The sequence below is a fragment of the Streptomyces sp. NPDC050423 genome (assembly GCF_040655445.1).
GTDB lineage: Bacteria > Actinomycetota > Actinomycetes > Streptomycetales > Streptomycetaceae > Streptomyces.
In genome coordinates this window covers 79391-104852 of the sequence record NZ_JBFAJY010000014.1, presented here as the reverse complement: position 1 = coordinate 104852, position 25462 = coordinate 79391, and the positions used below count along the sequence as shown (strand labels likewise).

Genomic DNA, 25462 nt, shown 5'->3' with positions numbered 1-25462 from the left:
GCCGCATCAGTAAGCGACGACCGCCCACACCAGCGCTGCCGCGACGGCTGCCGCGTAGCAGCCGACGGCAGCCCGCACGACGGACACGCGGGTGTGTGGGCTCCACGATGTCATGGCCAGGAGGCGTGCCAGTACCGGGAGCACCAGGACGGCGTGGAGGCTGACCCCGTGCAGGGGCTTGAGCGATGCCGTGGAGGCGTATCCGGCCAACTGATGCCCGGTGCGGGTCAGATACACGCCGCGCGCGATCATGGCCGCACCCGACAGCAGCCCGATGACGAGAATCCCGCACCCCGCGCGCAGCGCGAGCGCCATGCCGGGCGGTCCGCCGGGCCGCCGGAGGAAGGCCGCGGCCGAGAACGTGGAGAGAATGAAGACCAGCACTCCCCCGCCGACGGCCAGCGTCATGGACACCCCCGTGTCGAAGGAGGTCTCCATGTTGAAGTGGGACGGCACGTGGCGCCACGCCTGCACGGTGATTCCGGCGACCTCCAGCACGCAGTCCGCGGCGAACGTTCCCAGCAGCACGGTCCGGGTGCGGACACCGATCCGCAGGTACGAGGAGATCCATGCGATCGCGATGAGCGTCAGCCCGAAGGAGAGGCCGAAGGTGACGGGCTTGCGCCAGGACACCGGGCCGTCCCAGGAACCGCCGTCGCCGACGAGGACGACGAGATGCACCAGGCCCGACGCGATGAGCACGGCCCCCGTCGCGTAGCAGAGCCCTTCGACCGGCCGCCCGTTCCACCGGCGGCGGAAGAGGGTGGACGGGCCGGGGGCGTGGTTGCCCGCCCGTCCCGCCGGGACTGTCGCTGTCGTCCGGTTCTCCATGGTGCGAAGGATCCCCCGGCGCACGTCCCGGCGTCGTCGTACACCGGAAGGCAGTGGGCGTACGCCCGGTGGAGTAAGGCGGGTTCCGGAGCCGGCGAGCAGCCGGTGGAGCAGCGGCGGGTTCCGGCCCACGCACCGCCTCCCGGGTGGTGCGGTCCTCCTGCCACTCAGCGTACGGGCGTTGCGACGGACCGTGGAAGTGGCCCGTACTCCCCCGCGTTCAGCTCATGACCGGCCGCGCGGTGTCGCTCTCACGACCGGCCATGCACGTACCGAGACGGCACCGCTACGGCTGCGTCAGTACCAGGCCCTCCTCACGGAGGCGCCGTCGAACGCCGATGTCCGGCGGATGTCGGACGACGCGGCGTACACACTCCGTGTGCTCCCCGGGAGGACGACGGTGCACGATGCTGTCCGATGCCGTCCTCGCGGCGGAGCAGCGTCTCGCTACGCCCGCCTTGCCTGCCTGCCTGCCTGCGAGGGGACGGTCAGTTGGGAAGGCGTACCGCGAGAAGCGCGATGTCGTCGCTGCTCCCGGAGCCGAAGTCGGCCAGGACTTCGTCGCAGAAGGCATCGAGGGGTTCACGTGCGAGTGCCGCCGCGCCTTCCCGCAGACGTCTCAGTCGTTGCCCGACGCTTTCGCCGGGGCGTTCGATGAGTCCGTCGGTGTAGAGCAGGAGGGTTGCCGCCGGTGGCAGAAGCGCTTCGCAGTCGGGGCGTTCCTGTGTGGTGTCGACGCCCAGCAGGAGGCCGTGGGAGTCGTCGAGGTAGCGGGTGTCGCCGTCGTGTTCGACGAGCAGGGGCGGCGGGTGTCCGGCGTTGGAGAAGTGCAGGCGCCAGTGGTTGGTGGCGGTGGATTCGAGACGTGCGTAGATGCAACTGGCCATGTAGGTGGGGTAGAGGGCTTCGGTGATGAGATCGAGGCGGTGCATGATCTCGCTGGGAGGTTCGCGTCGGTCGCAGGCCAGAGCGCGGAGCATGTTGCGCAACTGGCTCATCGAGACGGCGGCTTGTACGTCATGACCGATCACGTCCCCGATGATCAGGGCGCTCGCCCGGTCGGGCAGGGGGAAGTAGTCGTACCAGTCTCCGCCGACCTCCGCCGCCGTGGGGGCGGGTACGTATCGTGCCGTGACCTCGTACGGGGCGCTGACCGGCAGTGGCGGCAGCAGTGAACGCTGCAGGCGTTCCGCGACGTGCTGCACGGAGGCGAAGAGGTGGCTGTTGTCCACCGCCAGGGCGGTGCGGTGGGCGAGCTCTTCGAGAAGGGCGACGTCCTCGTCATCCAGCGGCGTGCGCCACGCGCCCCTGGCCAGTGTCAGGGCGCCGACAACCTGCCTTCGGGTGCGCAACGGGGCGATGATGACGCTGTGGGCACTGAGCCTGTCGAAGAGTTCCCGCTGTGCGGAGTGGAAGGCGTCCTCACCGCCTTCCCGAAGAGCGTCCTCGTCCAGGAGAAGGGGGCCGACTCCCCGTAGCACCCGTGCCAGCGGATCGTCGGATTCCTCGGGTGCCGGTGGGAGCGTGCCCTCCAGCCGCCCGGTCGGAAGTTCACGCTCGTCGTGGTGTGCCACCACGACGCGCTGGACCGTGTTCTGGTCCCTCAGCAGGTCGATCGCGCACCAGTCTCCGAGCCGGGGGAGGACCACGCCGCACAGGCGTCTCAGCGCTTCCCGAAGGTCCAGTGTGCCGGCCATGGCACTGCTGGCATCCGCCAGCACGGCCAGACGCTGGAGTGCCTGTTCCAGCGCCGTATCGACACTGTCCGGCTTCGCCATGCCGGGCCGCCCCTTCTCACAGACCGAAGCACTCGGGGGAGCCGCCACGTACCGCAGCGCGGATCTCCCGGGTGCTGCCGGGGTGCCGATTCCCTCACACCAGTGTCCTCGCGCCTGGCGCTCCGCACCCGCCGACCGTTTTCATCGTCCTGCCCGGCCACCCGTCTGCGGACCCGGCACTCCGGACTTCCTTGGCAACTCCGTCAGGGCGGTGCAACGTCGGACAGTGGTGTCAGAAGTACCGGGCAGTGTGCGTGGTGCAGCACGGCGTGCGTGACATGCCCCAGAGGCGCGCCGACGGGGAGCGAGCGGCGGCGGGAGCCGATGACCACGGCGTCGGCTTCTGCGGTCGCCGCGACCAGGACGGCGGCTGCGGATGCGGCACGCACGACGTCGTGGGCGACGTCCAGCCCGGGTCGGTCCTCGCGCAGCCGGTCGACGAGACGGGAGACCTCGGCGCTTTCGCCGGCCGCGAGTTCGGACGGGTCGTCGGGCATCGTCGCCATACTGCCGACGTTCTCCAGGAAGATCCACACGCTGACGACGCGCAGCGAGGCTCCGCGGCGCAGAGCCAGATCAGCGGCGAGGCGTACCGCCTCACGGTCCCGGTCATCCCGCGCGGCGACCATGACGACCCCGGTCGGACGGTCGCGCTCACGCGGAGGCACCACGACGGTCGGGACACTGGCGCGGGCCGCGACCCGAAGGGCGTCGGATCCCACGAGCAGCCCCAGGAATCCTCCGTGCCCGCGCGTCCCGACGACGGCCGTGCCCTCCTGGCCGGCCTGTCCGAGCAGACAGGCCGCGGTCTCGTGCGGGCACGAGACCGTCGCGACCGTGACACCGGGAGCGGTCTTTCCCGCCAGCGCCTCCGCCTCAGCCAGGACGTCGACGGCGTTGTCCTTCGCCTGCCAGATCGCCTTGAGGGACAGGCGGGGATGCTCCGATTCGGTCCTGGTGGCGTGCACGACGGTCAGGGGCTGCTCCCTGGAGTCGGCCTCGGTTGCCGCCCAGCGCACGGCCCGGTGGGCATCCGGTGTGCCGTCGGTGCCCACGACCACCGGCCCGTCCAGAGTCAGACTTCGTCGATTGTTCCGCATGGTCCCTCCTCGACGAAAAGCGTCTGTCTACATTCTCGGCCTGGTCGTCGCCGGAAGCGACGCGACCGGAGACCCTCGATGGACAACATCCGAGGCAGGACCCACCCCTCGGTGACAAGGGTTGCTGGAGCACGGGAGCGTGGCGCCGAGCGCTCCCGCCCGGGAGCTCCCGAACGTTCGGAATTGCCGCCCGGTCACGAAGGCGGACGACGTACAGATGGGGCTCTCCGAGCGACCCCTGGGCCCTTCTCCTCCAGGACAGGACACCCGTCTCCCCCGACGTCCTGTCCTGCTCACCACATTCCAGAAGGGGAGTGGTGGTCATACGATGGGAAGCGTTCCTCAGCCGAGTGCAGGAACGCGGCCCGGGACGCGGGCGCGGTACTGAGCGTGGCCGCCGTTGCGGCATGTGAGGAACTCACCCGCCGCATCCTGCTCCAACTGCCACCGGGCCACGGCCTCCTCTTCGGCCGCCCCCGCCGCTCCTGAGCCCGAGGGTCTCCCCGCCTGGTCGACAACCTCGCCGCTGCCGGAGCCGAAGGCCCCGGACGCGATCCCCACCGTTGGGGCCGATGCCCTCGGGTACGTATGGAAGCCGGCCCGACCACGCAGTGACGAAGTCGATGCGCACGCCGAGGAGTTTGCCGCCCGTCGAGAGACCCTGGGTCGTGTCCGCGAAGTCCCGTCCGGCGCGCGACGGGAGTTCGCGGACACGGCCTACGCTTCCGTCTCCCCCGGGCCCTCGGTGCCGAACTGCTCGGCCCGCAGGGCGAGGTCCTGCAGCACGTCCGCCGACGACACATCCGTCTGACCCGAGTCGTGCACCTGTGCCAGCATCGCGAACGCCAGGGTGAACGCTCCGACCAACTGCTCCACCGCACCCCCGACCTCACGGCCGACCAGCCCCACCACGTCCTCGATCGTGGCGTCCTCGGGGATCGCGATCCGCGGCATCGTCTCGTTCAGGAGGGCGGTCACCACGGTCGAGTCGTTGCTCGGGTCACCGCGGTCCGGGCTCTCCTCCAAGAGCCTGCGCATCTCGCCCGCCTCGGTGAGGATGCCGACCACACGCTTCACGACTTCGCTCTGCTCCATCCCGCGAGCATAGGTGCAGGCGCCTCAGCAGACGAGGACAAGAGCGTCCATTTCATTCGGGATCTCCGTGTGCGGTTCCGTCGCACGGTGCCGCGCAGACCTCCGGATACGACCGCGCCGGCCACTGCCGAACCGTGCCGGGGAGGCCCTCTTCCGGCCCGCGCCGTAGCGTACGAAGTACGTCCCCGGCGCGCACGTGCCGGACCGGCACACGTACCAGCGGATTGCGGAGACAGCCATGACCAGCACCGAGCTTCCCGTGATCGCCGGGGTCGACGGTTCGTCGCCCGGCCGTGAGGCGCTGGACTGGGCGGCCCGCGAGGCGCTCGGCCGGGGGCTCGCGCTGGTGGTCGTGCACGCGCTCCAGCGCACCCGGCGGACCGGTCAGGAGGCGCAGCGGCGCGAGGCGGAGGAACTGCTCACGGAGTCCGTCCGGCGGGTGAACGAGATCGCTCCCGGGCTGCACCCCACGACACTCGCGCCGCTCGACTTCCCGGCGGCGGCACTGACCGCGCTCAGCCGTGCCGCGTCGATGGTGGTGGTCGGCTCGCGGGGGCTCGGTGGCTTCCGCTCGCTGATGCTGGGTTCCAACAGCCTGGCGACCGCGTCCATGGCCCGGTGCCCCGTGGTCGTCGTCCACGGCGGGCAGCCGGCGGAGGAGACGGCGGAGGGCTTCCAGGACGTCGTCGCGGGCGTGGCCGCCGACGAGAGCAGCGAGTCGGTGCTGGAGTTCGCCTTCGAGGCGGCCGCTTCGCGCCCCGGTGCGCGGCTGCGGATCGTGCACGGCTGGACGATGTTCTCCTCGATGCTGTCCGGCGGACCGGTGTTCGACCGGGACGCGGCGGCCGACTCGGCCGAGCGCACCCTCGCCGAGCTGACGGCGGGCCGGCGGGAGGAGTATCCGGCCGTCGAGGTCGTGAAGGAGCCCGTCAACGGCTCCGCGTCGCACACGCTCGTCGCGGCGTCGGCGACCGCGGCCCTGACGGTGATCGGGCGGCGCAGGGGCGGCGAGTCCCTCGGCCTCGGCCTGTCCCCGGTGGCACAGACGACGCTCACACATGCGCGGGGCCCGGTGGCCGTGGTCCCCGGCTGACGCCGCCGGCCGGCGCCCGGCCGCCCGCGGCACCGCCCCGCGCGTCCGCCGCAGGCCTGCCGCGCGTGCACGGCACTTGGCCCCTGGCGCCCGTGGGCACAGACTGACCCGATGACGCAGCGTGTGGATCTCTCGACCGTGATGGACCGGATCTCCATCGATGCAGTGATCACCGGCTACGCGGTGGCGGTGGACGACGGCGAATGGGCCGACTACCAAGCACTGTTCACCTCGGACGGCCGCGCCGACTACCGCACCGCGGGCGGCGTCGAAGGGCCCGCCTCCGAGGTCGCGCAATGGCTCTCGCAGACCATGCTGCTCTTTCCCGTGCGGCAGCATCTGATCGTCAACCGCCGTCTCGACCTCCAGGATCTCGGCGGCTATCCGGGCGACGGCGCCCAGGTGCAGGCCGACTACATGAACCCGATGCGGCTCGGGGACGACGCCGAACGCGCCGGGGAGGCCAAGGACGCCGGGGAGGAAGCTCGTCCGACCGCGCCGAACTTCGTGTCCGGCGGGCGGTACGCCTTCGACCTGGTCCGCACGGACAGCGGCTGGCGGATCCGGAGTGTGACCGTCCACGAGAAGTGGCGGAGCATGACGGGCGCCCTCGCCGCCGGCTGATCCGCGCCGGTCCGCTTCCGCTGCCCCAGACTGGGGGAGAACAGGGGAACGGGTCCCGCCCGACAGACCTTGAGGACCCGGTGCGGGCAGGACGATGCGGGCAGGACAAGGAGGCGCGGCATGTGGACCGGGGCCGGCTGGCGGCGCGAGTGGGGCGAACGGATACTCGGCTCCGCCCTGTGGCGTGGTGTCGTCGCGCTCCTCGCCGGTGCGCTGCCGGCGCTCGCGTTCCCCGCGCCTTCACTGTGGTGGTTCGCCTATGTCGCCCTGGTCCCCCTGCTGCTCCTGATCCGGTCCGCCGGTACGGGCCGCCGGGCGGTGCTCGACGGGTGGCTCGGCGGTACCGGTTACATGCTGGCCGTGCACCACTGGCTGATGCCGAGTCTCCATGTGTTCATCGTGGTGCTGGCGGCCCTGCTCGGTCTGCTGTGGGCACCGTGGGGCCTGCTGGTCTCCCGCCTGCTGGGCGGGCGGCTGTCCGCCGCCTCGGTGGCGGCGGCCGTGATCGTGGTCCCGTGCGGCTGGCTGATGATCGAACTGGCCCGCTCCTGGGAGGCGCTGGGCGGCCCCTGGGGGCTGCTGGGCGCGAGCCAGTGGCAGGTGACACCCGCGCTCCGGCTGGCTTCGGTGGGCGGGGTCTGGCTGGTGAGTCTGCTGGTGGTGGCGGTGAACACCGCGCTCACCGTGCTGCTGGTGACCTCGGCGGCCCGTACGGCGGCCGTCGTCTCGCTCGTGGCGGGCGCCGTGGCGGTGGGCATGGTGTGGATGTGGGCGCCGCAGCCGGAGCGTTCGGGCGTGGCGCGGATCGCCGTCGTGCAGCCCGGCCTCATCGAGGGGCCCGGCAGTGTGCAGCGCCGTTTCGCCCGCAGTGAGGAGCTGACGCGCTCGCTGGCGGGCCGGGATCTCGACCTGGTCGTGTGGGGCGAGAGCAGCGTCGCGGTGGATCCGGTCCGGCGGCCCGCTGTCGCGGCCCGCATCGCGGCGCTGTCGCGGCTGGTGGGCGCCGACGTGCTGGTGAACGTGGACGCCAGACAGACCGACGCGTCGGGCCGGACCGGAATCTTCAAGAGCGCCGTGCTGGTGGGTCCGCGGGGGCTGACCGGGGACCGTTACGACAAGATGCGGCTGGTTCCCTTCGGCGAGTACGTCCCGGCCCGTTCGGCACTCGGCTGGGCCACCTCGATGGGCAGGGCGGCGGGCGAGGACCGGCTGCGCGGCACGCGGCAGGTGACGATGACGCTGCCCGGCGCGAACGGGCCGCACATCGGCCCGCTGGTCTGTTTCGAGTCCGCGTTTCCCGACATGAGCCGGCGGCTGACCCGGGACGGTGCGCAGCTGCTGATCGCCCAGTCCTCCACCTCGTCCTTCCAGCACGGCTGGGCACCCGCCCAGCACGCCTCCCTCGGGGCTCTGCGGGCCGCCGAGAACGGCCGCCCGATGGTGCACGCCACGCTGACGGGTGTCAGTGCGGTGTACGGCCCGCAGGGTGAGCGGATCGGTGCCCCGCTCGGTACGGACACGAGTGGGGCCGCGGTGTTCGGCGTACCGATGGCCGGCGGCACCACGCTGTACGTCAGGCTGGGTGACTGGCCGTTGTACGGCGCACTGGCCGTCCTGGCCGCCTTCTGCGCTTTCTGCGCCTTCGATGGGGAGCGGTCCGTGCGCGGCAGGCCCGTACCGGTGGTCGCGGACGGCGGAGCGGCATCCGTACAGGCCGCCCGCCCGGCGGCGGAGTCCGCGCAGTGTGACTGACGGGTAACGCGCGTCGGCTCATGGGGGGCGCGCGTTCAGAACGTGTTCCGGCCCGGACCGTTCACGGAGACGATGTCGCCCATGGCGTCGACGGTCAGCGCGATCCGTTCGACCTTGTTGGTCACGCCCAGCACCAGCCACACCACGCCCCACAGGAAACAGCTGAAGACCGTCAGGACGGCGTGCAGCACATGGTTCAGGGGACGGCCCCGGACCATGACGACCTGGGTCTCGGAGCGGGTCTCGACGCGCCAGCCGCTCGCGATCCGCTGGCTGACCGCCCAGTCGAGGATCAGGGCGCGCCGCATCGCGTCGGGCGGCCGGCCGTCGGCCGAGTAGTAGCCGGGCGGGGGCTGGAGCGCACTCCAGCCCTGGGGCTCGTGGCGGGGTTTCACGAGGTCACCTCCACGGGCCGGCGGTCCATCTCCTCAGCCTGCATCGGCGCCGGCCCGCACGCATCCGGAGGACCGGCGCGCGGGACCGTGGGGCTGCCGGCCGCCCGGCCCGGACGGGCGGCCCCACGAGCGGGTCCGCGCAAGGCCCTACGCGCAGTCGAGGTCCCGCAGGATGCGCTCGCACAGCTCGTGCGTCTCCAGGGCGTCCCGGGCACTCAGCGGCTTGCCGGCCCGCACGGAGTCCAGGAACGACAGCACACTCTGCTCGATGCCGCGCTGGCGGGCCACCGGCACCCAGTCGCCGCGCCGCCGTACGCTCGGCTGGCCCTTGTGGTCGATCACCTCGGCGAGGTTGACGACCTCGCGCTTGGAGTCCTGGCCGGAGACCTCCAGCCGTTCCTCGGTCGAGCCGCTGAGCCGGTTCATCGCACCGATGGCGGTGAAGCCGTCGCCGGACAGCTGGAGCACGACGTGGTGCATCAGGCCGTCGCGGATCCTGGCCTGTACGACGGTGTGCTCGACCGGCCCGGGTACCAGGAAGCGCAGGGTGTCGACGACGTGGATGAAGTCGTCGAGAACCATGGTCCTCGGCTCCTCCGGCAGCCCGACGCGGTTCTTCTGCATGAGGATCAGCTCGCGCGGGTGCTCGGCACACTGGGCGTAGCCGGGCGCCACCCGGCGGTTGAAGCCGACGGCGAGACCGACACCGCGTGCCTCGGCCAGCTCCACCAGCCGCTCGGACTCCGCGAGTCCGTACGCGAGCGGCTTGTCGACATAGGTGGGGACGCCCGCCTCGATCAGCCGGGCGGTGATCTCCGGATGCACGGCCGTCGGCGCGTGCACGAACGCCGCGTCCAGCCCCTGGGCGAGCAGCGATTCGAGGTCGGTGTGGCACTGCGCGGCCGGGATCCGGTGGGCCTCCGCGACGGCGGCCAGAGTGGCGGGGGTGCGGGTCTGCAGATGCAGTTCGACCCCCGGCAGGGTGGTGAGCACCGGCAGATACGCCTTCTGCGCGATGTCGCCGAGCCCGATGCAGCCGACCTTCACAGGGTCTCCTTCTCGCTGTTCAACGCCGTGCGTCGCGGTTCTCGTCCGTGGTGGTCCACCGCGGTTGTACCGGCGCGTCCTTCGTTCCGGCAGCATACGTGTGCTGCGGCGGGCACCAGTCGGCGATGCCGTCGAAGGTGCGCAGGACGAGGCCCGGTCCGAGCCGGGAGACCGTGGACATGATGAAGTCGCGCACCGCGACGGACATCGGCCCGGACAGGCACATCAGCCGTGAGACCTGCGCCGCCTTGCGGACGACTGAGGTGGTCCGGGGCAGCCGGCCCGCGGTGTACGCGGCGAGGCCCGCGCCTCGAACTACACCTGTAGTGAGAGTCACGACACTACAGCTGTAGTTTTGACGGTAGGTTGAGCCCATGGCGACACGCACCACCGGCTCCGCCCGGGGCGAACGGATCACCGACGCGGCACTCGCCCTGCTGGCCGAGCGCGGCATGCGGGGGCTGACCCACCGAGCGGTGGACGAACGGGCCGGCCTCCCCCAGGGCTCGACCTCCAACTACGCCCGCACCCGGCAGTCCCTGCTGGAGGCGACGGTGCGCCGGCTGGCGGAGCGCGAGTCCCGGGTACTGGCACCCGGCGAGCTCCCCGCGCCGTCCGCATCGGCCGCCCCGAAACCCGCCCCCGACGCGGCCGGCGCGGGGGCCTCGGCCGCGCCGTCCGGGCCTCCCGGCCAGGACGCGCTGATCGCCGGTCTCGCGCTGGCCCTGCACCGCTATCTGACCCGCCACCCCGAACTGCTCATCTGCCGGTACGAACTCGCTCTGGAGGCCACGCGCCGCCCCGAGCTGCGGGCCTTCTTCGACGCGACGGGCCGCCAGTTCCGCGAGCCCCTGGTGGCACTGCTGACGGCGGCCGGATCGCCCGAGCCCGAACGGCACACGCTGTCGCTGGTGGCCTGGTGCGAGGGGCTGATGTTCTCGTGTGCGGCAGGCTCCTACAACCGCTCCGTGCCGTCCGAGGCGGAGCTGCGCACCGGCTTCGGCGAGCTGCTGCGCGGAATGCTCGGGCGCTGACGCACGGGTACGGCGCCGCCTCCGCGAAGCCGCGACACGCGGGGCGCCGTGCTGACCGGGTCACTCATGCGGACCAATCCGGGCGTTCCGGCTCACTCAATGGCCGGTCCGCACAGCAGAGTTGATCAGGTGCATCGAACCAGAACCACCGTGAAGCTCCTGGTCGCCGTGGCGGTCACGGCCCTGTCCGGGTGTGTGTCCGTACAGCCGCGGCCGAGCGCCCCGCCCGCTCCGGCTGCCGACCGGCCCGCCCAGGACCTGTCCCCGCAGATCGGCCGGCCCCCGGTCCGCGACATGCTGGAAGCCGTACCGGACCCGAAACCGTCACCCGTCACCACCGGCCGGGCGCCCGCCGCCCCTCCGGCCGCGCACCCCGCCGTGCCCGGCGCACCGCAGCCACGGCACGTTCCCGGCCCGGCGCACCCGCGGCCCCGCCGGGCCGTGCCCGCCGTGCCCGTACCCGTGCTGCCGGCGCCGGTCACCGGGACGGATGTCTGCGCGCTCGGACGGGGATACGGGCACTGGCCGGCCGGCAGTCCGCAGTCGCGGATCTGCGACCACACCTACGGGCACTGACCGGGCCGGCGGGAGGGCGGCCGGGCCCGCCCCGCCGGCAGGGGCCGTCTGCCCCGCTCCCCTCACAGCTCCCGCAGCCGCCGCTCCAGCCGCCCGATGGCCGCCCGGACCCCGCCCCCGTAGCCGTCGTCGGCGCCGTCGTCCGCGAGGACGCCGGAGGTGTCCCGGGCCCGGTCCAGGTGGATCCTGGCCGCCGACGGACGCCGGAGCTTCACGTAGTCCGCCGCGAGGTTGAGGTGGAGCGACGGGTAGAAGGCCCGCACCGCGAGCGCTTCGCGGTCCTCCGCGACGCGCTCGTCGGTCAGCGTCCGGGCGGCGGCCAGCGCCCGCAGGTCCCAGGCCAGCTCGTCACCGGGATCGTCCTGGGTGTCAGCCATGTAGTGCGCGAGGGTGCACCGGTGCAGGGCGTCACCGTCCGTACCGATCTCCGCCCAGAGGAGGCCGAAGCGATTGCGGGCCTCCTCGCGGTCACCGCCGTGCAGCAGCATGATGGCCTGGCCGATCCTGGTCATGACGACGTCCTGCGACGCCTCCTGCTGCTCCGTCACTGCGGTCTCCCTCGCACCCGTCCGCCTGCGCCCGGCCGAATCCATGGGGTTCCGGACGGTTCCGGATGGTTCCGGCCGGTCCGACGCTAACCGCAGCGACGCGCAATCGCACTCAGGCTCCGGCGCGCCATCAGCCCAGGTCGGGGATGCGCCAGTCGATGGGCTGGTGCCCCTGGGCCGCGACCGCCTCGTTGATCCGGGTGAACGGACGGGACCCGAAGAACTTCTTGGCCGAGAGCGGCGAGGGGTGCGCGCCCTTCACCACCACATGCCGCTCCTCGTCGATCAGCGGAAGCTTCTTCTGCGCGTAGTTGCCCCAGAGCACGAAGACCGCCGGGTCGGGCCGGGAGGCGACCGCGCGGATCACCGCGTCCGTGACCTTCTCCCAGCCCTTGCCCTTGTGCGAGTTGGCCTCGCCCGCGCGCACGGTCAGCACCGCATTGAGGAGCAGCACGCCCTGCTCGGCCCACGGCATCAGATACCCGTTGTCCGGGACCGGCAGGCCGAGCTCCTCCTTCATCTCCTTGTAGATGTTGCGCAGGGAGGGCGGGATCTTCACACCGGGCAGCACGGAGAAGCACAGGCCGTGCCCCTGGCCCTCGCCGTGGTACGGGTCCTGCCCCAGGACCAGGACCTTCACCTTGTCGTAGGGGGTCGCGTCGAGCGCGGCGAACACCTGTCCCCGGGGCGGATAGACCGGTCCCGCGGCCCGCTCCTCCTCGACGAACTCGGTGAGCTCCTTGAAGTACGGCTTCTGCAGCTCTTCGCCGAGTACGCCGCGCCAGGACTCGGGCAGCTGGTCGGTGTCGGTCACGTCAACAACCTCCGGTAAACAATCGGTTCTTGATCCCAGAACCTACCGGCGACCACTGACAACGGAGCCGGGAGCCTGCGCGGAGGCCATCGGCGGGCTACCAGCTGGCCTTGCGGTACAGCTCCCACATCTGCATGACCGTCTGCGGGTCGAGGGCGCGCTCACCGCCGCCGATGTCCTCACCCGCGGCCACGTACAGCTTGCCCTGCCACAACGGCAGCAGCCGGACGTCGTCGACGAGGATCTTCTGGGCCCGCTCGAACTGCTGGCTGACCGCGCCCCGGTTGCTCTCCTTGCGGGTCTGGGGCAGCAGCTCCTTGGTGATCTCGTCCTTCACGTACGGCATCCCCGTGACGCTGTCCTTGCCCAGGAAGGGGGCTATGAAGTTGTCCGGGTCCGGGAAGTCCGGGAACCAGCCCCGGCCGAAGACCGGGTACTCGCCCTTGGTGAAGCCCTCCTGGAACTTCTTCCAGGGCTGGCTCTTCAGAGTGATCTTGAAGAGCCCGGAGGACTCCAGCTGGCGCTTGAGCTCGCCGAACTCGGGGGCCGTCGAGGAGCCGTAGCGGTCGGTGGTGAACCAGAAGGTCATCGCGACGGGCTCGGTGATCCCGGCGTCCCTGAGGATCTTCCGTGCCTTCTTCCGGTCCGGGTCGCCGAAGGTGTCGAAGAAGCTGGTCGTGTGCCCCGCGATGCCCTTGGGCACCATGGAGTAGAGCGGCTCCGCGGTGCCCCGGTAGACCTTGGCCACCAGTGCGTCCCGGTCCACCAGCTGGGCGATGGCCCGCCGCACGGCCGGTTTCCCGGCGGCCGGGTCCTTGGGGTTGAAGACCAGGAAGCGGATGTCGGCGCCGACCGTCTCGACGATCTGGAGATCGCTCTTCTTGTCCTCGTTGTCCTCCAGGCTGACGACCTCCTCGGCGGACAGCCCACGGTAGGTGGCGTCGATCTCGTTCTTCTTGAGCGCCGCCACCATGGCGCCGGACTCCTTGAAGTACCGGATGGTCACGGCGTCGTTCTTGCGGTCGGCGAAACCCTTGTAGTCGGGGTTCTTCACCAGCTCGGAGCGGTCGCCCGGCTTGTACGCGTCCAGCAGGTACGGTCCGGAGCCGGTGACCTTGCCGTCGTCGCGGAGCTTGTGTGCCGAGTAGTCGCTCGGCGCGACCAGCGACATGGCGGGCGTGGCCAGCACGAACGGGAAGGTGGCGTCCGGCTTGGTCAGATGGAAGATGACCTCGTGGTCGCCCTTGGTCTCCACCCGGTCGAGCGAGCCGAGCATGCCGTTGGGCCCGCCCTTGAACGCGATCGTCCTGATGCGGTCGATGGAGTACTTCACGGCCTCGGCGTCGAGCTTGTCGCCGTTGGAGAACTTCAGACCCTCGCGGAGCGTGCAACGGTAGGCGGTGCTGGTGGTGTCGGTGAACTTGCAGTGGTCCGCGGCATCGGGCTCGGGACTCGTGCTTCCGGTGGGGAAGCTGACCAGAGTCTGGAACACATTGCGCATCAGCTCCCAGGAACCGTCCCACGCCGCCGCCGGGTCGAGGGTGGAGGGTTCGCTGGTCGTCCCGACGGCTAGCTTCTGTTCCACGCCCGAACCGCTGCCGGACAACAGACCGCAGCCGGCCAGCAGAGACAGGGAAGCAAGGGCTGCAGCAGCCTGCAGACTGGCCCGGTAGAACACGTGCACGCTCCTCGATCGGCCATGGGTCGGCAGACCATACCGCAGCGCCCCGTCGGGTCAATCCGTAGGCCCGACGGGGCACTTGAGTCAATCAGGGCCAAACCGGCTCAGGGTGTTCTCAGCCCACGCCCGCGTTCAGGAAAATCCCGCCGTCGACCACCAGCGTCTGTCCGGTGATCCAGTCGGCCTGGTTCGACGTGAGGAAGGCCGCGGCGCCCCCGATGTCCTCGGGAACACCGAGCCGTCCGAGCGGGTAGGACGCGGCCGCCTCCGCCTCGCGGCCCTCGTACAGCGCCTGGGCGAACCTGGTCTTCACGACCGCGGGGGCGATCGCGTTGACCCGCACGACCGGCGCGAACTCGTGCGCCAGCTGAAGGGTCAGATTGATCATCGCGGCCTTGCTCATGCCGTACGCGCCGATGAAGGGCGAGGCGGAGACGCCCGCGACGGAGGCGATGTTGACGATCGCCCCGCCGTGCTCCTTCTGCCAGGCCTTCCAGGTCTGCTGCGCGAAGCCGAGCGCCGAGACCACGTTCATCTCGAACACCTTGCGGGCGACGTTGAGGTCGAGCTCGGCGATCGGGCCGAAGACCGGGTTCGTGCCGGCGTTGTTGACCAGGAAGTCGACCCGGCCGAACGCCTCCATCGTGCGCTCGACGGCCACCGCCTGGTGCGCCTCGTCGTGCGCCTTGCCCGCCACACCGATGACGCGGTCGGAGCCGAGCGCCTCGACGGCCTCCTTCAGCGCGTCCTCGCCGCGTCCGGTGATGCACACCCGGTCGCCGCGGGCGACGAGCGCCTCGGCGATGCCGTAGCCGATGCCCCGGCTCGCGCCGGTGATCAGCGCGACCTTCCCACTGTCCTGCACAGTCATGATGTCCGCAGCCCTTCGGGTCAGTTGAGCGGTCCGCCGGCGACGTACATGACCTGGCCGGAGACGAAGCCCGCGTCGTCGCCGGCGAAGAAGGCGATGGCGTTGGCGATGTCCTCGGGGAAGCCGACGCGCTGCACCGGGATCTGGGTGGCGGCCGCGGCCTGGAACTCCTCGAAGCCCATGCCGACCCGGGCCGCGGTCTGCGCGGTCATCTCGGTGACGATGAAGCCGGGGGCGACGGCGTTGGCGGTGATGCCGAACTTGCCGAGCTCCTTGGCGAGGGTCTTGGTGAAGCCCTGCAGACCCGCCTTGACCGCGGCGTAGTTGGCCTGGCCCCGGTTGCCCAGGGCGGAGGAGGAGGACAGCGAGACGATACGGCCGAACTTCTGGTCCACCATGTGCTTCTGGACGGCCTTGGCCATCAGGAACGCGCCCTTGAGGTGCACGTTCATCACGGTGTCCCAGTCGGACTCGCTCATCTTGAAGAGCAGGTTGTCACGGAGCACGCCCGCGTTGTTGACGAGGATCGTCGGGGCGCCGAGCTCGGCGGCCACCCGTGCGACGGCGGCTTCCACCTGGGCGCTGTCCGACACGTCACAGCCGACGGCGAGGGCCCTGCCCCCGGCGGCGGTGATCTTCTCGACGGTGTCCTTGCAGGCCGCCTCGTCCAGGTCGAGTACGGCGACGGCGCGGCCCTCGGCCGCCAGGCGTACCGCGGTGGCGGCACCGATGCCCCGTGCCGCTCCCGTCACGATGGCTACGCGCTGCTCGGTGGTGGACATGCTTGGTTCTCCTCGCCCTTGGATCGCGGCTCAGCGGACGTCAGGCACATTCCCTGCGAAATGGTTCCCGATAACTGAGCAACCGCTTAGTACCTTCAGCAGTCGAGACGCTAGAAGGCCTGGCACCCGGTGTCAACGGCCCACGGACGCAGCGGCGCATGTCACAGCGCCGTGCGGCTGGGAATCAGCGCACCAGCAGGTCGAACAGCCGCTCCACCTCGGCGGCGGGGTCGGTGGTCAGACCGCTGTGCACGGGGCTCGGCTGGATGACGGTCGAGCGCGGGGCGATCAGCCAGCGGAAGCGCCGGCCGACGTCGTCGCCCGCGGCCTGGCCCGCGTCCGCACCGCCGCGGCAGATGCCCTCGACGGCGCGCAGCGCGGCGCGTACCCCGGTCACGTCGGCGGCGGGGTCCAGCGCCTTGAGCTTCCCCTCGTCGAGTTCGGTGCGGGCCTCGACGAATCCCTTCGGGCGGCAGTAGACCACCACGCCGGCGTTGAAGAACTCACCCCGTTCGACCCGCGGCACCACACGCAGCAGGGCGTACTCGAAGACAACGCGTTCGCTCACGGCCGGCCGCTCTCATCGCTGTTCTCGGGGTCATGCCGCGGGGCGAGGCGCTCGGCGAGCCAGCCCGGGGCCCGGGACGGCTTGGCGGCGGTGGGCGCGTCCAGGGTGATCCGCTCGTGGATGGTGGCCGCTCGCGGCAGCAGCGCCTCCACATAGGCGCGCCGGAGCTGATCGGTCGAGTCGAACCCGGGCTCGTCCACCAGCCACTCGTCGGGCACATCGGCCGCGACCTCGGTGAGCAGTTCCTCGGTGACCAGCGGGGCGAGTTCGGCGGCGGCCGCGGCGACATCGGGGGCGAAGGGGGCCAGCGCGTGGTCCGAGGCGTTGTAGGGCTTGGCCGCGGAGGCCTGGGCACCCGGCCAGTTGTGGTGCCAGATCATGGTGGCGCCGTGGTCGATGAGCCAGAGGTCACCGTGCCAGATCAGCATGTTCGGATTGCGCCAGGACCGGTCGACGTTGTTGATCAGCGCGTCGAACCAGACGACGCGTCCGGCCTCGCGCGGATCGACCTGGTAGGCGAGTGCGTCGAACCCGAGGGAACCGGGGAGGAAGTCCATCCCGAGGTTGAGGCCACCGCTGGCCTTCAGGAGCTCCTGCACCTCCTGGTCGGGCTCGGCGAGACCGATGACCGGATCCAGCTGCATCTGCACGAGGTCCGGGACGCGCAGCCCGAGCCGTCGGCCGAGCTGCCCGCAGATCACTTCCGCGACCAGCGTCTTGCGCCCCTGCCCGGCACCGGTGAATTTCATGACGTACGTGCCCAGGTCGTCGGCCTCGACGATCCCGGGTAGCGATCCACCCTCCCGCAGGGGCGTGACATAGCGGGTCGCTACGACTTCTACCAACACTTTCCCAAGCCACCCATCTCTTCAGCCTTACAATCCACGGACGATCGCTCCGGGGTGTAGAGGCAGGGATCACCGGTCAACGGCGCTGGGGAGAATCTGGGGAGTTTCGGCCGGCGAGCCGGTCTCCCCGCTCCCCGAGCAGACTGTCGATGGTGCCACGCCCCCTGCTGCCAGCTGCCAGCATGAAGTGAGCATAGTAACCGAGGGTGATCGCCGGCGAGGGGTGTCCGAGCCACCGAGCCAGGGTCACGACGGACTCTCCGGCTTCCGACATGATCGAGGCGCCGGTGTGCCGAAGCACGTGGAAACCGTCCTTCGGGGCCGCCGCCCACGCCGGACGTGAAGCATGCCGCGTACACCGCCGGCCTCCGCGGCCCGACGCCCGCCGCTACCCGGCGGCCGTCCGCCCCGCCGCCGAGGAACCGCACTCCTGGGGTCGTCGGACGGGCCAGCGGCCCGGCGAGCACGTCGAACAGCGCCTGCACCGGCGCACAGCCCAGCCTCCGGCGCGGACCACGCAGGGCCTTCGGAGTCGGAGAGACCACCGGCCTCCCTGCCACTCCGATGGTCAGTTTGTCCCAGACCAGCCGATGGCCGACCTCGGGAAAGAGGCACATCGCGAGCAGGAAAGTAGACGCCGACGCGCGAAGGTCACTTGGATTCGAGTCGTCCCAGCGGGTGGCCGTCGGCCAGAACTCTCTGCGTCGTCTCCCAGTCGGCGTGGTCGATCCCCGTGACGTGGCGCAGGTAGGCGAGGGTGACCTGCTGGACGAGAGTGACGCGGTCGGAATCCTCGTCGGTGGTCTCCGCCGCCTGATAGCCGGAGATGCCGCCGAGGAAGTGCTCGGCGCCGTGAACGGTGAGGAGGCTCTTGTTGCCGCGACTGAGGGTGTAGGGGTCCGTCGTCCAGACCGGTCCCCGAGTGGAGAGCGGGAGGTCGTCCTTGTCGCCGGCGACGACGAGTCCGGGGGCGGTGATGTGGGAGAAGTCCTGATCGCGCAGCCAGGGAAGGTTCTCGTGGGCGAATGGGGTCAGTTCGTCGCCGCCCTTGCCGGCAGTGGCCAGCTGGATGCTTGCCATGATCCGGGAGTCCGACAGGTCTTCGGCGGTTCCGGTGTGCGGGTCCTTGACACGCAGGCCCACCAGGATGCCTGCGGTCTGGCCGCCGAAGGAGTGCCCGGCCGCGACTACACGGCTGTGGTCAACTCGGCCGGCCAAGCCCGGCACGGACGCCTCCAGAGTCACGAGTTCCTCCAGGATGCGCTGCATGTCGTGCACCCGATAGCGCCACAACCGGGGCCTGCGGGGGTCGTTCGCGGCCAGGCCGAGCCGCTTGGAGTCCAGGTGGGTGGCCTGGACGACTACGAAGCCGTGAGAAGCCCAGTGGTCGACCAGCGGCGCGTAGCCGTCCAAGTCCGAGCCGAAGCCGTGGGCGAACAGCACGAGGGGCAGACCGCTGCCGGTGGCCGGCGCGGAGACGCGTACGTGCAGGTCCTCATCGCGCTGCGGTTTGCGCAGCACGACAGGCTTGACCGATACGGTCGGGGTGGGCTCGGGACCGGTGAGACCGGTCGCCTGGTACGTGGGCACGCGTACGCCTTTCAGGTGTGATGCGGGGTTCGGGCGGTCTTGAGGTTGAGGATGCGCTCGGCGTTGAGGTGAGCGAGCTTCGCCCGGCCTTGCTCGTCGAGAGGGGCAGTGTCGACGAAGGAGGCGCCCCCGCCGCCGCCAAACGAACCGCGAGAGTCGACGCCGCCGAGGCCGCCCGCGGGCCGGCCGCTGTCCAGCTACGCTAAAACTTGACGTTGACGTGAAGGGCAAGAGCCTGTGGCGCACGTCACAAGAAGGGGAACCGGACATGCGCATCGGGGAACTCGCCCGCCGCACGGGCGTCACCACCCGGGCTCTGCGGTACTACGAGGAGCAGAACCTACTCACCTCCGAGCGCAGCGGCAGCGGCCAGCGCCACTACGCGGAAGCCGCCGTCGACCGGATCCGTGTGATCCGTCAGCTATACGCCGCCGGCCTGTCCAGCAAGGCCATCGCCGAGCTCACGCCCTGCGTCGTCGACGGCAAGGCCACACCCGAGCTGCTCCGGCGCCTGGCAGAGGAACGCGACCACCTCAACCGGCGCATCGCGGACCTCGCGCACACCCGGGACCGGCTCGACTCCGTCATCGCCGGTGCCTCCTCCAACATGCACACCGGCAGCTCTTGCCGACGGGATACGACCGCCCAGACCGGCATGGGCGGCCTCTCGGCAAACGACGGCACCCTCAAGTGACCAACGCACCACCCACGGACGATCATGTGATCGTGGAGGCATGGGTGCGCGACTACGGGTTTTAGCCGGCACAGCAGGACGAGATCTGGAGACGCCGGCGCGAGGCGCAGTCGTTCAGCTTGATCGGGCGGGCACTCGGAGCACCGATGCAGAGTGCCCGCCGGTTCCTGTGCCAGAGCGGCGGTGTCCGCCTCACCCCGCAGCGGAAGCCATAGCCGAGGTCACCAGTACTCTCGCCAGCCGTGCTGTCGGTGGCGGCTTGTACCCTGCACTCATTCGACGATCGGACGATCACGGGTACGGGCATGCGGGCACGGGGCGGGCGTCCAGGGGCGGGAGCGCAGAGTTTTCGATGGGTGACGCACATCCGATACGAAGCCGCCGACCGGGCCTCTCGGTCGGTGCGCGCGTCATCGCCGGGGTCGTCCTCGCCGCGATCGGGGCCGTCGGCGCCTGGCTCCAGCACGACGCTCCCGGCCGGAGTCCGGAGCCGCGTACGGAGTTCACCGCGAACAACCCGCCCACTGGTCTGCCCACCGCGCTCACCACCGGCCGGCACCTCCACTGGTCCCGCTGCACCTCGCCGCCCACCGCGCGCACGGGCTACGACTGCGCCGCCATGAAGGCCCCCCTCGACTACCGGAAGCCAGACGGCAGGACGATCGACGTCGCCCTGATTCGCCGCAAGGCCACCGGCCCGAACGCCCGGCGCATCGGCTCGCTCGTCCTCAACTTCGGCGGCCCCGGCGTGTCCGGCGTGAGCGGACTGCCCGAACTCCTCAACCAGTACAAGCCGCTCCTCGACCGCTACGACCTGGTCACCTTCGACCCGCGCGGCGTTGGCGCGACCATCCCCGTGCGCTGCGGGAAGACCGCGGACGACACCGGATACGACGGGGCCGACGCCTGCGCCGAGCACTCCGGGGCGCTCCTCCCCTACATCGGCACCTCGCACACCGCGCGCGACCTCGACCTGATGCGCTACCTCCTCGGCGACGAGCGGTTGCACTACTTCGGCGTCTCGTACGGAACGGCGCTCGGCGCGGTCTACGCCCACCTGTACCCGTCACACGCCGGACGGCTCGTCCTCGAAGCGTCCGTCGATCCGACCGAGGACCTCAACGAGGAGCAGGTGTCACAGGTCAAGGCGGTCCAGGCGGCGTTCGACCGGTTCGCTGCGCACTGCGCGGCCCGTATCCGCCACTGCCCGACCGGCGACGGGCCCGAGGAGGCCGCGCGACGCATGGCGCGCTTGGCCGACCGCCTGGAAAAGAAGCCCGCCCCGGCCGGCGGCGGAAGGAACCTCGACGCCGACGACCTCGCGTACGCCGTCAGCGACCATCTCGACCTCGGCACAGACGGCTGGTCGCCGCTCGCCAAGGCCCTCACCGCGCTGATCGACCACAACGACGGCCGTCAGCTGAGCAAGGGCGCGGACGACACCGGCTCCGCCGACCGCTCGGTGACCCCGCGCGACAGCAGCCACGCCGCCCAGACCGCGATCACCTGCGCGGACTCCAGCCTGCGCCCCGGCTTCGAACGCCTCGACAGGGACGCGGCCCGCGTCAAAGCCGCCTCACCCGTCTTCGGCGCGGCCTGGTCCACCGGCGTCTACCTCTGTTACGACTGGCCGTTCGACGGCGAGCGCGCCACACCCCAGGTGAACGCCGACGGCGCGGCCCCCGTCCTGGTGGTCGGCGGCACCGGCGACCCGACTACCCCATACCCCGGCGCCCGCCACATGGCCCGCGCCCTGGGTGACGGTGTCGGCGTGCTCCTGACGGCCGAGGAGGAGGGCCACGGCACATACCCGCAGAACCGCTGCGTCACGGAGACGGTCGACCAGCACCTCCGCACGGGCCGCACACCGGCCCCGGGGACGGTGTGCCGGGGCAGCATGTCCTGAGGCCCGTACGGATCCGCCGGGCGGCCGTCAGCACACCGGTTCGCTCGCAGGGCCCCGGGCGTGCACCACCACACCGCCGGTCCGAGACCGCCTTCGGATGAGTGCCGGTACGGTGGCCGGGGCAGAGCGGCCGGACGATGCGCAGGCGGGCCGCGAGGTCGCTCCGGACGGCCTCGGCCACAGCGACGTGAATCCCCGGCCGCTCCGTTGTCCCGGACGGGCGAGCCCGCGAAGGACACGTCGCGGCGGCACGGTCGTGAACACGGTCCAACCACGCCAGCAGGTTCGGATGAACCGCGTCTGCCTACACCTTGTCGCCGAACCTGAAGCAGCACCCCGCGCCACGGCGGCGCGAGCCCGCCCTACGGCGTGAAATCGGCACCGCTGCCGTACAGCTCTCGCGTGAAGGCGGAGACATCGGCGCTGCGATCGGCACCGTCGAGGTTGTACGTCAGATAGGCCCCGTAGCCCTCACTGACGGTGCGTCGGGCCAAGTCGGCGGCCGTGCTCTGCGAGGTCCGGCCGATTTCGACGGCCGCCGGCGACAGCTTCGACTTGGGCAGTGCGATGCCGGGGACCTGCCAGGAGCCGTAGTACGGGTTCCAGGCATAGTCAAACGTGGTCGAGATGTCGACGCCTCCGTAGGAGAGGCGCGACGCGGCCGGGCCGATGTTGTAGAGGCTGATGATCTTGTCCGGCATATTCAGGCGCAGCGCCGTCACCAGGTTGACGAACGAGCTGTCGTTGGGCTGGCCAGTGCCATTGTTGCCGTATTCGGCGTACTCGTCGTCGAAGTCGATGCCGTCGAGACCGTACTTGGCCACTGTGTCCGACAGTTGCTTCGCGAACACCGAAGCCGCCTGCTGGGACGGGAAGTTGGCGAAACCCGCACCCTGGTGGTTCCCCAGGACGGAGAGGACGACCTTGATGCCCTTCTGCTGCAACGGTCGTATCTCCGTGGCGGCGTCGTCAAGGACGCGCTCAACGTTCTCGTTGAAGGACAGGTACGCGGCCTTCGCGCCCGAGTCGTAGTTGATGTTCGCCGCAAAGATCACGGCAACGTCGAAGACGTTGCCACCACCGTTGGCAAGGGTGTACTTGCCGACATTCAGCATGCTGTTGTTGTTCACCTCGACGTACGCCACTGAGGTCGGCCCCTGCTTCGCCGGGGCGGGGGCGGCAACCGCGCCGGTCGTGGCATGCGCGCCGAGGGCGAGAGCCACGACGGCCGAAAGCGCGAGTGCGGCCGTCCGCGCTCTGCTCCGAACTTGAGCGGGCATCGTTGATCAGTCTCCCGTCGCATGAGCCGACTCCCGACCTGTTCGGAAGCGCCGAGCAATCCTTCGAGTTTTCCGCTCCCGTGACCGGATTCCAGGAGCCGTGCGCGAACTCTTCACGAATCCCACTCAGCTCGCGTGGCAACTCGGCCACTGGGATCAGGAGTTGGCGTATTCAGATCCACGTCGGCATGGGCTTTGAGGCAGATCGGCAGCCTGTGCGGGAGTGGACGTCGACGAACAGGCTCACGCTGTAGCCGAACGTGCCCTTGTCGGAGCCGCCGCTGAAGTGCCGGCCCGCGGTGATCTCTACGAGAACACCGTTCACGCTAGGAGGCTCGTGCGTCGTGGCTCTCGCGATGGGTGAGGACTTGATCCATGTGGGTCTGGGCCCACTCTCTGAGTCCGCGTGTCAGATGATGGAGTGAGAGGCCGAGGTCGGTCAGCTCGTACGTGACGGTGACAGGGACCGTGGGTGTCGCCGTGCGGGTGAGCAAGCCGTCGCGTTCGAGAGCCCGTAGGTTCTGGGTCAGCATCTTCTGGCTGACGCCGGCCAGTAGCCGGGCCAGTTCGGAATAGCGCATCGCCTTGGGGGCGCGCGATGCGCCGGGCGGTTCGGGTGTGTCACCGCCCAGTGCGCACAGGATCAGGACGACCCATTTGTCTGAGATCCGGTCGAGGAGCTGACGGCTGGGGCACACGGCCAGGAACGCGTTGTACTCCGCCTTCGCCTGCGCCTTCTTGTCGGCCTTCAATGTCGCTGACCTTGCCTCTCACCTTCTGGGTGGTTACGCACTTCAGAGTGCCTACTTCCCAACAGGAAGTTTCTCTCCAATGCTGATGCAAAGGGGCTGGAAACACCACCCCTGGCACGAAGTGAAAGGCACCACGATGGACACGCCCTCCACACCCCTCCCCGGCGGAACCTGGACGCTGGGTGACTCAGTCGTCGCCCGGTTCGGTTACGGCGCAATGCAGCTCGCCGGCCCGTGGGTCATGGGGCCGCCCGCCGACCACGACGGTGCCCTGGCCGTGCTGCGCGAGGCGGTCAGCCTCGGGATCACCCACATCGACACCAGCGGCGCCTACGGACCGCGCATCACCAACGAGCTGATCTGTGAGGCACTGCGCCCCTACCCGGAGTCGCTGTTCATCGCCACCAAGGTGGGTGCGACCCGCGACGCGCAGGGCGGCTGGCCCACAGCCCGGCGCCCCGAAGACCTGCGCAAGCAGGTCCACGAGAACCTTGAATCCCTCGGCGTCGAGACCCTCGACCTGGTCAACATGCGTATGGGCGATGCTCAGGGCCCGCAGCCCGGCTCGATCACCGAAGCGTTCGAGACGCTCGTCGACCTCCAGCACGCGGGCCTGATCCGCCACCTCGGCGTCAGTAATGTCACCGGGGAGCAGGTCGCCGAGGCACGCAGCGTCGCTCCGATCGTGTGCGTGCAGAACATGTACAACCTCGCCCACCGCCGCGACGACGATCTCGTGGACCACCTCGCCGCCGACGGCATCGCCTACGTGCCGTTCTTCCCCCTGGGAGGCTTCACGCCGCTACAGTCCGAGGCCCTCTCGCAGGTCGCGAACCGACTGGGGGCGACGCCGATGTCGGTCGCGCTGGCCTGGCTGATGCAGCGCTCGCCGAACATCCTGCTCATCCCCGGCACTTCGTCCACCGCCCACCTGCGCGAGAACATCGCAGGCTCCGGCCTCTCCCTCTCGGACGAGGACGTGGCCGAACTGGACAGCATCGGCCACTGAACAACGCACAGGCCACCAACGGGAACCGGGCTATCGGGCGGACCAGAGGAAGATGCCCGCGATGTGGAGTCCGGCCAGGCAGATGGTGGCGGTCTTCTCGTAGCGGAGACGGGGATCACTGCCCGGATGCCGCGCTTGCGCAGGTGCTCGCGGACCGCCCGGGAGGAGTACGCCTTGTCGGCGGGACCCGGTCCGGCCTGGTGCGGGGCCGTCCGATGGCGTGGTCGGCGGGTTCGCCGGCCGGGGCCCCTTTTCACGGGCCCCGGCCGCGTGCTGGTGAGCCCGCACGATCGTGCACCCGCTGCGTGCCGGTCTGGAACTTGTAGGCGATCACGTCGATCACCTCACGGTGGTCCCGCCAGCGGCCACCCCGCTTCGGCGTTCGGTCCGGGAGCGACAGCTCAATCCGCGCCCGCTGCGCGTCAGTCAACGGCACACCCGGACCAACGACTCACCCCAGACAGCGGAGTGGATGTCAGCCTCCGCTTGGGCGAGGCGCCGACGCCGGTCGCAGCGTGCCGGATCGAGCACCGTGGTGATCCCGTCCAGCCCTCGGTAGAGACGACGGCTGGTAGCTAAGGGCTGTCCCGCAATTGCTGGTGGAACAGCGCGCGGCGTCAGATGCGGTGCATCGCAAGGCGGAGGGACGCCCGAATACTGGATGTATTCGGGCGTTCCGACAACGCAGCGAGGTGCCGTAGCTGTCGTCGTGCGCCCGCCAGGAATTGCGGGACAGCCCTTAGGCACGCGCGTGCCGTGGACGGCGGCATCTCGGGGATGAAGTCCATCCGCCC

General features: G+C 70.4%; 25 protein-coding genes and 4 pseudogenes. 9 read left to right on the top strand and 20 right to left on the bottom strand.

The window, feature by feature from the left end:
* Window positions 1-6: 6 nt before the first annotated feature.
* The 3 genes from AB0I52_RS13380 to AB0I52_RS13370 form a co-directional block, all read right to left on the bottom strand.
* Complete coding sequence (locus AB0I52_RS13380; protein ID WP_363071955.1) at window positions 7-831, bottom strand: hypothetical protein; 825 nt, start codon at window positions 829-831, stop codon at window positions 7-9.
* 488 nt (window positions 832-1319) lie between these two features.
* Entirely contained in the window at window positions 1320-2609 is a 1290-nt protein-coding gene (locus AB0I52_RS13375) for a GAF domain-containing SpoIIE family protein phosphatase (protein WP_363071953.1), read from the bottom strand.
* 203 nt (window positions 2610-2812) lie between these two features.
* A complete protein-coding gene (locus AB0I52_RS13370; protein ID WP_363071952.1) occupies window positions 2813-3709 on the bottom strand; it encodes a universal stress protein in 897 nt (298 codons plus the stop codon).
* A gap of 369 nt (window positions 3710-4078) precedes the next feature.
* Between AB0I52_RS13370 and AB0I52_RS13365 the strand changes: the two are divergent.
* Window positions 4079-4198 (top strand): annotated as a pseudogene (locus AB0I52_RS13365) (DUF2267 domain-containing protein); the annotation flags it as partial.
* A 228-nt stretch (window positions 4199-4426) separates the two neighbouring features.
* On the opposite strand, the gene AB0I52_RS13360 reads toward AB0I52_RS13365, so the two are convergent.
* The gene (locus tag AB0I52_RS13360; protein ID WP_362960932.1) at window positions 4427-4804 is read right to left on the bottom strand and encodes a hypothetical protein; all 378 of its coding nucleotides are present in this window, start codon (window positions 4802-4804) and stop codon (window positions 4427-4429) included.
* Between the two features lie 238 nt (window positions 4805-5042).
* Here AB0I52_RS13360 and AB0I52_RS13355 point away from each other — a divergent pair, with 238 nt between their 5' ends.
* The 3 genes from AB0I52_RS13355 to lnt all read left to right on the top strand — a co-directional run bounded on the left by AB0I52_RS13355 (window position 5043) and on the right by lnt (window position 8273).
* Window positions 5043-5897 (top strand): universal stress protein, encoded by an 855-nt coding sequence (locus AB0I52_RS13355; protein WP_363071950.1) that lies wholly within the window; start codon window positions 5043-5045, stop codon window positions 5895-5897.
* A gap of 111 nt (window positions 5898-6008) precedes the next feature.
* On the top strand, window positions 6009-6521 hold the full coding sequence (locus tag AB0I52_RS13350) for a nuclear transport factor 2 family protein (protein WP_363071948.1): 513 nt from the start codon (window positions 6009-6011) through the stop codon (window positions 6519-6521).
* A gap of 120 nt (window positions 6522-6641) precedes the next feature.
* The gene (gene lnt, locus AB0I52_RS13345; protein ID WP_363071946.1) at window positions 6642-8273 is read left to right on the top strand and encodes an apolipoprotein N-acyltransferase; all 1632 of its coding nucleotides are present in this window, start codon (window positions 6642-6644) and stop codon (window positions 8271-8273) included.
* A 35-nt stretch (window positions 8274-8308) separates the two neighbouring features.
* Here lnt and AB0I52_RS13340 read toward each other — a convergent pair whose 3' ends face one another.
* From AB0I52_RS13340 to AB0I52_RS13330, 3 genes are all read right to left on the bottom strand, one after another.
* Window positions 8309-8668, bottom strand: coding sequence for a hypothetical protein (locus tag AB0I52_RS13340; protein WP_362960943.1), 360 nt, complete (start codon window positions 8666-8668; stop codon window positions 8309-8311).
* Between the two features lie 147 nt (window positions 8669-8815).
* On the bottom strand, window positions 8816-9715 hold the full coding sequence (locus tag AB0I52_RS13335; protein WP_363071944.1) for a Gfo/Idh/MocA family oxidoreductase: 900 nt from the start codon (window positions 9713-9715) through the stop codon (window positions 8816-8818).
* 19 nt (window positions 9716-9734) lie between these two features.
* Entirely contained in the window at window positions 9735-10052 is a 318-nt protein-coding gene (locus AB0I52_RS13330) for a hypothetical protein (RefSeq protein ID WP_363071942.1), read from the bottom strand.
* Window positions 10053-10089: 37 nt separating this feature from the next.
* Here AB0I52_RS13330 and AB0I52_RS13325 point away from each other — a divergent pair, with 37 nt between their 5' ends.
* Both AB0I52_RS13325 and AB0I52_RS13320 read left to right on the top strand, forming a co-directional pair.
* Window positions 10090-10749, top strand: coding sequence for a TetR family transcriptional regulator (locus AB0I52_RS13325; protein WP_363071940.1), 660 nt, complete (start codon window positions 10090-10092; stop codon window positions 10747-10749).
* Window positions 10750-10878: 129 nt separating this feature from the next.
* Complete coding sequence (locus AB0I52_RS13320; RefSeq protein ID WP_363071938.1) at window positions 10879-11325, top strand: hypothetical protein; 447 nt, start codon at window positions 10879-10881, stop codon at window positions 11323-11325.
* A gap of 62 nt (window positions 11326-11387) precedes the next feature.
* Here AB0I52_RS13320 and AB0I52_RS13315 read toward each other — a convergent pair whose 3' ends face one another.
* From AB0I52_RS13315 to AB0I52_RS13270, 10 genes and pseudogenes are all read right to left on the bottom strand, one after another.
* Window positions 11388-11873, bottom strand: coding sequence for a hypothetical protein (locus tag AB0I52_RS13315; RefSeq protein ID WP_363071936.1), 486 nt, complete (start codon window positions 11871-11873; stop codon window positions 11388-11390).
* Window positions 11874-12003: 130 nt separating this feature from the next.
* Window positions 12004-12687 (bottom strand): uracil-DNA glycosylase, encoded by a 684-nt coding sequence (locus tag AB0I52_RS13310; protein ID WP_363071934.1) that lies wholly within the window; start codon window positions 12685-12687, stop codon window positions 12004-12006.
* 97 nt (window positions 12688-12784) lie between these two features.
* Window positions 12785-14365, bottom strand: a complete 1581-nt coding sequence (locus AB0I52_RS13305; protein ID WP_363071932.1) for an ABC transporter substrate-binding protein — start codon at window positions 14363-14365, stop codon at window positions 12785-12787.
* A gap of 118 nt (window positions 14366-14483) precedes the next feature.
* Window positions 14484-15239, bottom strand: coding sequence for an SDR family oxidoreductase (locus AB0I52_RS13300; RefSeq protein WP_363071930.1), 756 nt, complete (start codon window positions 15237-15239; stop codon window positions 14484-14486).
* A gap of 20 nt (window positions 15240-15259) precedes the next feature.
* Window positions 15260-16021, bottom strand: a complete 762-nt coding sequence (gene fabG / locus AB0I52_RS13295; protein ID WP_363023536.1) for a 3-oxoacyl-ACP reductase FabG — start codon at window positions 16019-16021, stop codon at window positions 15260-15262.
* Between the two features lie 184 nt (window positions 16022-16205).
* Window positions 16206-16589: a DUF3037 domain-containing protein gene (locus tag AB0I52_RS13290; RefSeq protein ID WP_363071928.1), complete on the bottom strand. Its 384-nt coding sequence runs from the start codon at window positions 16587-16589 to the stop codon at window positions 16206-16208.
* The gene (locus AB0I52_RS13285) at window positions 16586-17437 is read right to left on the bottom strand and encodes a HipA family kinase (RefSeq protein WP_363071926.1); all 852 of its coding nucleotides are present in this window, start codon (window positions 17435-17437) and stop codon (window positions 16586-16588) included. The genes AB0I52_RS13290 and AB0I52_RS13285 overlap by 4 nt, the downstream gene beginning before the upstream one ends.
* Before the next feature lie 76 nt (window positions 17438-17513).
* Window positions 17514-17768: pseudogene (locus tag AB0I52_RS13280) on the bottom strand (site-specific integrase); the annotation flags it as partial.
* A gap of 88 nt (window positions 17769-17856) precedes the next feature.
* A pseudogene (locus tag AB0I52_RS13275) lies at window positions 17857-18088 on the bottom strand (transposase domain-containing protein); the annotation flags it as partial.
* Entirely contained in the window at window positions 18089-19027 is a 939-nt protein-coding gene (locus AB0I52_RS13270) for a chlorophyllase (protein WP_363071924.1), read from the bottom strand. It abuts the pseudogene before it with no gap.
* Between the two features lie 268 nt (window positions 19028-19295).
* Here AB0I52_RS13270 and AB0I52_RS13265 point away from each other — a divergent pair, with 268 nt between their 5' ends.
* Both AB0I52_RS13265 and AB0I52_RS13260 read left to right on the top strand, forming a co-directional pair.
* Window positions 19296-19721 carry a MerR family transcriptional regulator gene (locus AB0I52_RS13265; RefSeq protein WP_363071922.1) on the top strand — a complete coding sequence of 142 codons (426 nt, stop codon included), beginning with the start codon at window positions 19296-19298 and terminating at the stop codon, window positions 19719-19721.
* 352 nt (window positions 19722-20073) lie between these two features.
* Complete coding sequence (locus tag AB0I52_RS13260) at window positions 20074-21627, top strand: alpha/beta hydrolase (protein ID WP_363071920.1); 1554 nt, start codon at window positions 20074-20076, stop codon at window positions 21625-21627.
* A gap of 362 nt (window positions 21628-21989) precedes the next feature.
* Here AB0I52_RS13260 and AB0I52_RS13255 read toward each other — a convergent pair whose 3' ends face one another.
* Together AB0I52_RS13255 and AB0I52_RS13250 are read right to left on the bottom strand one after the other, a co-directional pair.
* The gene (locus AB0I52_RS13255) at window positions 21990-22907 is read right to left on the bottom strand and encodes an endo-beta-N-acetylglucosaminidase H (protein ID WP_363071918.1); all 918 of its coding nucleotides are present in this window, start codon (window positions 22905-22907) and stop codon (window positions 21990-21992) included.
* Between the two features lie 326 nt (window positions 22908-23233).
* On the bottom strand, window positions 23234-23659 hold the full coding sequence (locus AB0I52_RS13250; RefSeq protein WP_363071916.1) for a helix-turn-helix domain-containing protein: 426 nt from the start codon (window positions 23657-23659) through the stop codon (window positions 23234-23236).
* Window positions 23660-23795: 136 nt separating this feature from the next.
* Here AB0I52_RS13250 and AB0I52_RS13245 point away from each other — a divergent pair, with 136 nt between their 5' ends.
* A complete protein-coding gene (locus AB0I52_RS13245; protein WP_363071914.1) occupies window positions 23796-24668 on the top strand; it encodes an aldo/keto reductase family oxidoreductase in 873 nt (290 codons plus the stop codon).
* Window positions 24669-24760: 92 nt separating this feature from the next.
* Here the strand turns inward: AB0I52_RS13245 and AB0I52_RS13240 are convergent.
* Window positions 24761-24882, bottom strand: a pseudogene (locus AB0I52_RS13240) (IS5/IS1182 family transposase); the annotation flags it as partial.
* Window positions 24883-25462 lie beyond the last annotated feature (580 nt).